This is a genomic window from Bordetella sp. 15P40C-2 (assembly GCF_009763235.1).
GTDB lineage: Bacteria > Pseudomonadota > Gammaproteobacteria > Burkholderiales > Burkholderiaceae_B > Bordetella_A.
Map to the genome: position 1 here is coordinate 47,515 of NZ_WSJA01000032.1, position 6,471 is coordinate 53,985.

Genomic DNA, 6,471 nt, shown 5'->3' on the forward strand with positions numbered 1-6,471 from the left:
CTCGTGGTTACGTTCGAAAATGCGAGCTTGTTCGATAAGAGTTGTAGGTTCGGCTTGCGAGTGCTTTGCGTCGCGGTCCTAGTGTTTCTCGTGCTGCCCGTGCTTATCATCATTCCCCTGTCGTTTAACGGAGGATCGTTCCTGACTTTTCCGCTGGAAGGGGTTTCGTTGCGCTGGTATCGTCAATTGTTCGCTTCGGATAATTGGGTGATGGCGATTCGTAATAGTTTTTTGATCGCTGCCATAACGACGGTGATTGCGACGTCCCTGGGGACGGCCGCGGCGATCGGTATGCAACGGCTGCCCGGTAAGATCAAGACCTGCTTGCAGTTGTTCATCGCCTCTCCGGTAATCGTGCCGGTGATCATCAGTGCAACGGGGTTGTATTTCCTATATGCGCCTGTGGGGTTGAACAACAGTCTGGCCGGCATGGTGCTTTCACACACCATGCTCGCCGTGCCGTTCGTGGTGGTAACAGTCGCATCAACGCTAGAGGGATTTGATATGAACCTGATGCGTGCTGCGGCCAGTTCGGGTGCGGCACCGATCGTTGCCTTTCGGCGCGTGATGCTGCCGCTTATCTCGCCGGGCGTGATTTCCGGTGCAGTGTTCGCCTTCGCAGTGTCGTTCGACGACATTGTCATGGCAATCTTTCTCGCCGGACCGCAGCAACGTACGATCCCCCTTCAAATGTTCAATGGCGTACGCGAGGAGATCAACCCTACAATTGCTGCCGCTGCGACCATTCTGGTGATTCTTTCGATATTCCTGTTGTCTGCCGTGGAATACCTGAAGCACCGTGCGAGGAGCATGAAAGCGGGTGCCAGCGGCGATCAGTAAATCGGCCGAGGGCTAGGCGAGTGGTCCGCCACGCGTCAGATAAGAGACGAGCAATTCGACGGCCTTGGGTTGTTGGTCCCTTTGCTTGACGCAGACCTTGTACTCGCGATGTGCCCAAGGTTCGTCCAGATGGACAATGACCAAAGGCTGGTACGAGGCGATGCGCCGCGCAAAACCCATGGGAACCACGCCCACGCCCAGACCTTCGGCAGCCATGTTGCATGCGGCCTCGAAACTAGCGACTCGGATACGTGCTTGTAGGGCTGTGCCGGTCCTAGCTGCTTCGCTGCGCAATAGCCGCTGCACAGAACTATTCGGTTCCTGCTCGATAATCGGATGCCCGGCGAGTTGATTCAGGCGAAGACTTCCCGACTGCGCAAGTGGGTGTTGAGGGGCCATCACGAGAACCAGTAGGTCCCGGAAGCGGCAGGGTGAGACTTCCAAACCCGGTTCGGTCACCGAACCAACCAGCACGCCTATGTCGGCGGTTTCATCGGCCACCGCGCGCTGTATGCTCGGACTTAGTCCACCCACCAGGTCGATAAATATATTGGGATATGCTTCGGAGAAGGCCTTTACACCGGTGGGGAAAAAATCTGTCAGTGCAGATTCGCTGACCATGACACGCACGTTGCCCCGCTCGCCATCCGCGAAACTGAGCAGCTCGGTCTCCATTTCTGCCATGGCACGCAATAGTCGGCGCGCATGGCGTATTAACGCATTTCCGGCCTCGGTAGGTATGACGCCTTGACGCTGCCGCACCAGCAAGGGAGTACGAAGTGCTGACTCCAGATCTTGAATGCGCTTGCTGACGGCGGACGTAGCGATGAACTCGCTTTGAGCAGCCCTGACGATTCCACCATGTTCTACGACGCTAACAAAGAGGCGTAGCGTCATGAGATCCAAACGAGTCGTCATGGCGCGGGACGGCGCCAGTGGAGAGGACTCGTCGCGACGTTCACTCATAGGGGCTTCACGATTAGAGATCGTATGGTGTGCCCGATTGTACGAGTAATTTGGCTATCGTCGACTTACCGATGGTGAGCGTTTTCCCTAGGGCCTGGCCGCCGTCGAAGGCGCGAAAAGTAGTCGCGGGTCCGCCCTCTATATATTGATGGCGTATCTGAAGTCACACAAAGACAACCTATTCGACGCTCGGCGCGGCTCGCATGCCCTGCAATTAGTATTTCGTCGACGAAACCCGGATCGTCCCGGGCGAGGCAACCCGGCGTAAGGGTCCGAACTAATCAGCCCTCTGCGCCTTTCACTGCTCTTTCAATAGATAGGCCTGCAAAGAGAGGGCCTGTTCAGCGCTATCAATCAATTTTTCCAGCACCGACTGTAGAGACTGAAATTCTTGCTTGGACAGGCAGCCTAACTGTATGTCGTTGACCTGCCGCTGATTACACTCGTGAATGTCTGGCCATCGAAGTCGACACATCACTACCGGGATTCAGGGTGAAGCAGGCGCTGCAACGGCTGGCGGAACTGCGTGGGTTGCCCCTCTCTATCACCGTGGACCATGGCCGGGAGTTTGCCGGCAGGGCCTTGGACGCCTGGGCTTACCAGGTCGGCGTGAAGCTGTCGTTCATCAGGCCAGGAAAGCCCGTGGAAAACGCATACATCGAAAGCTTCAATGGAAAATTCCGTGATGAATGCTTGAACGAGCACTGGTTCCTATCAATGCGCCAAGCGAGATCCTTGATCGAAGACTGGCGCCTCGAGTACAACACCGAGGGACCGCATAGCGCGCTTGGATATCTAACGCCCGAGCAGTTCGCTCAGGCTCATCAGCAACAACAGTTTTTACTCTGGACTCTATGTCGGCGCCGTACTAAATCTGGGGGTAGGTCAAACCAGCACTGCGAAATCTTTGCGAAGCGTTGGCAAAGAAACTTAGGGACGCAAAGACGTTCAACCACGCCAATAAAGAGCTTATTCCCGCCGCCTATGGTCGCATCCTCGGGGTTCCGACAACCAATTTGGTATGGACATACCTGAATAAAGGTACTCATGAAGAGGCAGATCGCAATGACTTCGACGGGGACCTGGTGGAATCTGTTGTTGCAACCCTTGAAGAGCTTGACGGGCTTGACCTGAGACCGGGCAAATAGTTCGTTTTACCCCGTTCTAACAACTGCGATAGATCGCCCGGCGAGGGTGCTCTTTTTTCTCTAGCACCCCGGTCATACCAATCACTTCCGGTTAGCCTTGGCTTGCGCCACCGCCAGTCTTCCCAGGTCAGCCACCCGTAGCAGCCCTCCACGGCGCAAACCGTTCCGAAGGGTTAGGGCACCAATCACTTCTACCGCGCCACCCAGATTTCGCGCAAGAGCTGAGGCTTTGGTATTCATGGACTTTGCCAAATCTGCCAGAGGCACGTACGTTTGCCTGAACGCCAACAGTTGCTCTGGAAGAATGACATCACGCTGTTGACCTGGTAGCTTCACCTCTTCAGTGTGCATCAGCCCTTCGTTAATCCAGTGCCTTATATTTTCCTGCTTCCAACCCGTCACGCCTGCCAATCGTTTCAGAGACATCCCAGACTCCAGCACAGGCACCCCAAAATACTTTGCCACCTCTGAGCGTAGAAACCCCATCTTTCCGATCGTTGATCCCTTCACGACGGCACGAAGATCGCCACGTTGAGCAGCCTGCATGACTGACTGGATGGCTGAATTGCTACCCCAGCGCCGGCTCATGAGATCTGACCACAAAACAATTTCCTTATCGGACGTGTCTACGATCTTGACCCTGTGTACCAGCACGCTGTAAAGCTGGTCGATGGAGCTTGCCTCTATCTCGCCCGCCTTGAAGACATTCCTGCGCCATTGCGGATCAAAGCTCACCACACGAGCCTCTGTCATACTCTTCATGACTACCTCGCCCACTCCCGCCCGTTTTGCTGCCTCGGCCAGGCGCAACCATTTCGCCCGTTCCATGGCTATTCGCTCTGCGTCCTGCCTAGGCACCTCATAGGCTCGACCCCGCGTCCCTAGTAAGAAACTCCGAGATGGAATTTTGCCGCTGAGAACCGCTTTACCTAAATGATCTCGCGTAAGGCCGGTCAACCGCGCTGCGGCCGTCATAGACAAATATTCAGTGCTTTTGGCAGTAGCGTATACAGATGGATCGTTGCCCAGCACGCCATCAAACTCTTTCGCCCCCACCTCAAGTGTGGCAACCAAAAACGGCTCGAACACAGTGCCATGACATCTTTTCCTTAACTGTATGTACCATTCACCGAGCAATTTATTCAGAGTTCGAGCGTTAGGCCGACCAACAGCAATACGTTCGGAGACATGTGCCTTGAAGTTAACTGGCCAGTCCCTCAACAGAAGGTCCAGTGGTTCCAAAAGCAAGATAGCATCCGCGACTGTTCTCACGGTCCCAGCGCTACGACTTGGCGGGGGTACATTCGGATCAATCATCAAGCACAAGTCTCGAACCAAAAGGCACAGCTTGTTGACGTCTGCCCCCTGTATCTTAGGTCGGATCGTGCCCGGTGATGCGCCATTGCTTGCAATAAGCGTAGATAGCCAGAGCTCAGCCCGGGTGGGTGCGCGGGTAACGGAAACTCCGATGTCATGGCCGCAAGCGCAATATTTGATTCGGTCTCGGTCTACACCCAGCTGTTCGCCACATGAATCACAGCGATCTATCAAACGAACGTTATGTTCTGGGCAGCAGGTCGCGTAGGAATTTTCCCACGCCTGCCGCAAGTACTTGGTCTCTCGAATGCAACACGGGCACACGGCATCGAACTTGGAGAAGCGACGGAAGAGGCGCCAAGTTCGGGTCTCTAGATCCTGTTCATGAGCACGTTGCGTCCATTGCGGATCCAGTCCCAGAACCTCCGAAGTATGCTGTGGCCGTGACAGCAGCGATTCACGGGTCGCATGCTTATTTGCTGCCGCGGCTAGTTCTCTCCATCCCCACATCAAATTTTCCGCTGCCAGACGACGGTAATATCCCAATCCTGACTCATCAGGGTGAGGCGGGAAAGTGACCACCAAGCTCATGTCGCACTCCCTACTTTCTCATGCTTGGGTAACCCCATCCCGTTCATCTCCAACACATGCGCATGTACGGAATGCAGAGCAGCGGCCGACACTTCTTCCTCGTAGAAGGCAGAAAATTTTGGGTGATTTACTCCCTCAACGTTCCTAACCGCGCCCCGGCAGTCCTCTAGGGTGATAACTCGCTCTCTTTTGCGACGCATCTGAGACGCAAGTTCCTGCATGAACCGACTCACCACCCCAATGACCCCACCGGACAATAAGTAACAATGCAAAATGAGATCTTTGAAGGCTACATCAATGGACCATCCTGAATTTTTAAAAAGATTCGCATAGGCTCCAACGCACGAAGCGAAGCACTGTTGATCCGTTCTATCTCGCATGTCGTATGGACGAAATTCCTTCCTTGTGGACGCGCGTAGACGCAGCTGCTCATTGGCCTCAAAAAGCCTCGCTAGTCGGGGGACACCGAAGAGAATTAACGTCATATTCAGGTCATCGGCCAGGGATTTGAACCAGTCACCTGCCGCACGCGGTGCCACACGCGCTCCTGGCTCCACCAGATGGCTCGCTTCTTCAAAGATCACTACGCGAGTATGTGCTAATCGCAGCTGATCGCGAATGCGATCACCCAGCACCCCAGAAGTGATGCTCCGCGGCGGTACTGGCAATCCCAACCCCAACAGCACGCTCGCCGGCAATAATTTGGGAGAAATATTTGGAGAAATTGGAACTGTCAGGACGGGCACGTGCCGCTTACCCGAGACTCTAGTTTCGGGATATGAGCGCGACAGCGTATTGATCAGCATCGACTTCCCGACCCGAGAGGGGCCGACTACCCATTCAATGCGGGCGGCATCCCCTTTCAGAGCGTCTTGGATACGATCATTCAAGGCCTCATAAAGATCAGCGAACCTTGGATGTTGAATCTCAAGCGATTCGATCTTCTTTTTCACATCATACGCAGTATTCATACGATCTCTCTCCCATCCGCACGATCGAGTACGGGCAGAGTGCTAATGTCATCAAAGGCAAACTCCGGTTCGTCCGGCGCCAGGTAATCTGCTCCCGCTGAACCGCGCTGAACTGTCATCAATGGCTGGGCGTGTGCTCTTTCTAACGCCGCCGAATTTTTGGCGGCGCCTGCGATTTCACGGTTTCGCGCAGGACGCGACCGCTTCTTGCTAGATGCTGTAGCCTTGCTGCCCACTGAGTGTTCATACAAATCCCCACGGAACTTTGTAGGCTCGTCATTAGCTGGTGCGTTTACCCGCTGTTGACGCCGCATCTCCTTTACTGCTCTGACCGTGTGTCCAGGCGAGGTCTCATCCGCCCCAACTTCGGTCAGCGGGACAAGCGGAGAATCTTCTCCTTCGTAAACGAACACTTGCCGGAAATCATCGGGATCCACTAAAACCTTCACGATGGATTCACCGTATTTGGCAATCAGGTAACTCAGGTTTTCGCCGCGATAGCTTAGTCCGCCACTCACCGTAATGCCTGTCTTTCTGACCTGCCCCCGGATTTAGTACGGCACCGACATAGAGTCCAGGGGTAAAAAACCTTCTTTCTGATGAGCCTGCACGAATTGCGCCGGGGTTAAGTATCCGAG

Annotated in this window: 6 protein-coding genes and 2 pseudogenes; 3 read left to right on the top strand and 5 right to left on the bottom strand. The window is 54.7% G+C overall.

The window, feature by feature from the left end:
• The first annotated feature begins 3 nt into the window (after window positions 1-3).
• Window positions 4-840 (top strand): ABC transporter permease, encoded by an 837-nt coding sequence (locus GOQ25_RS14305; RefSeq protein ID WP_370519956.1) that lies wholly within the window; start codon window positions 4-6, stop codon window positions 838-840.
• 12 nt (window positions 841-852) lie between these two features.
• On the opposite strand, the gene GOQ25_RS14310 is transcribed toward GOQ25_RS14305, so the two are convergent.
• Window positions 853-1,806, bottom strand: a complete 954-nt coding sequence (locus GOQ25_RS14310) for a LysR family transcriptional regulator (protein ID WP_160351155.1) — start codon at window positions 1,804-1,806, stop codon at window positions 853-855.
• 435 nt (window positions 1,807-2,241) lie between these two features.
• On the opposite strand from GOQ25_RS14310, the pseudogene GOQ25_RS14315 reads away from it, so the two are divergent.
• Window positions 2,242-2,631: pseudogene (locus tag GOQ25_RS14315) on the top strand (integrase core domain-containing protein); the annotation flags it as partial.
• Window positions 2,632-2,723: 92 nt separating this feature from the next.
• Window positions 2,724-2,954: a hypothetical protein gene (locus tag GOQ25_RS14320; RefSeq protein WP_236844587.1), complete on the top strand. Its 231-nt coding sequence runs from the start codon at window positions 2,724-2,726 to the stop codon at window positions 2,952-2,954.
• Between the two features lie 81 nt (window positions 2,955-3,035).
• Here the strand turns inward: GOQ25_RS14320 and GOQ25_RS19565 are convergent, their stop codons facing one another.
• The 4 genes and pseudogenes from GOQ25_RS19565 to GOQ25_RS14335 form a co-directional block, all read right to left on the bottom strand.
• Complete coding sequence (locus GOQ25_RS19565) at window positions 3,036-4,202, bottom strand: hypothetical protein (RefSeq protein ID WP_236844583.1); 1,167 nt, start codon at window positions 4,200-4,202, stop codon at window positions 3,036-3,038.
• A gap of 312 nt (window positions 4,203-4,514) precedes the next feature.
• Window positions 4,515-4,862, bottom strand: a pseudogene (locus GOQ25_RS19795) (TniQ family protein); the annotation flags it as partial.
• Complete coding sequence (locus GOQ25_RS14330; protein ID WP_160351157.1) at window positions 4,859-5,833, bottom strand: TniB family NTP-binding protein; 975 nt, start codon at window positions 5,831-5,833, stop codon at window positions 4,859-4,861. The pseudogene GOQ25_RS19795 and the gene GOQ25_RS14330, both read right to left, overlap by 4 nt.
• Window positions 5,830-6,351 carry a hypothetical protein gene (locus GOQ25_RS14335; RefSeq protein ID WP_160351158.1) on the bottom strand — a complete coding sequence of 174 codons (522 nt, stop codon included), beginning with the start codon at window positions 6,349-6,351 and terminating at the stop codon, window positions 5,830-5,832. Before GOQ25_RS14335 ends, GOQ25_RS14330 begins: the two co-directional genes overlap by 4 nt.
• Window positions 6,352-6,471 lie beyond the last annotated feature (120 nt).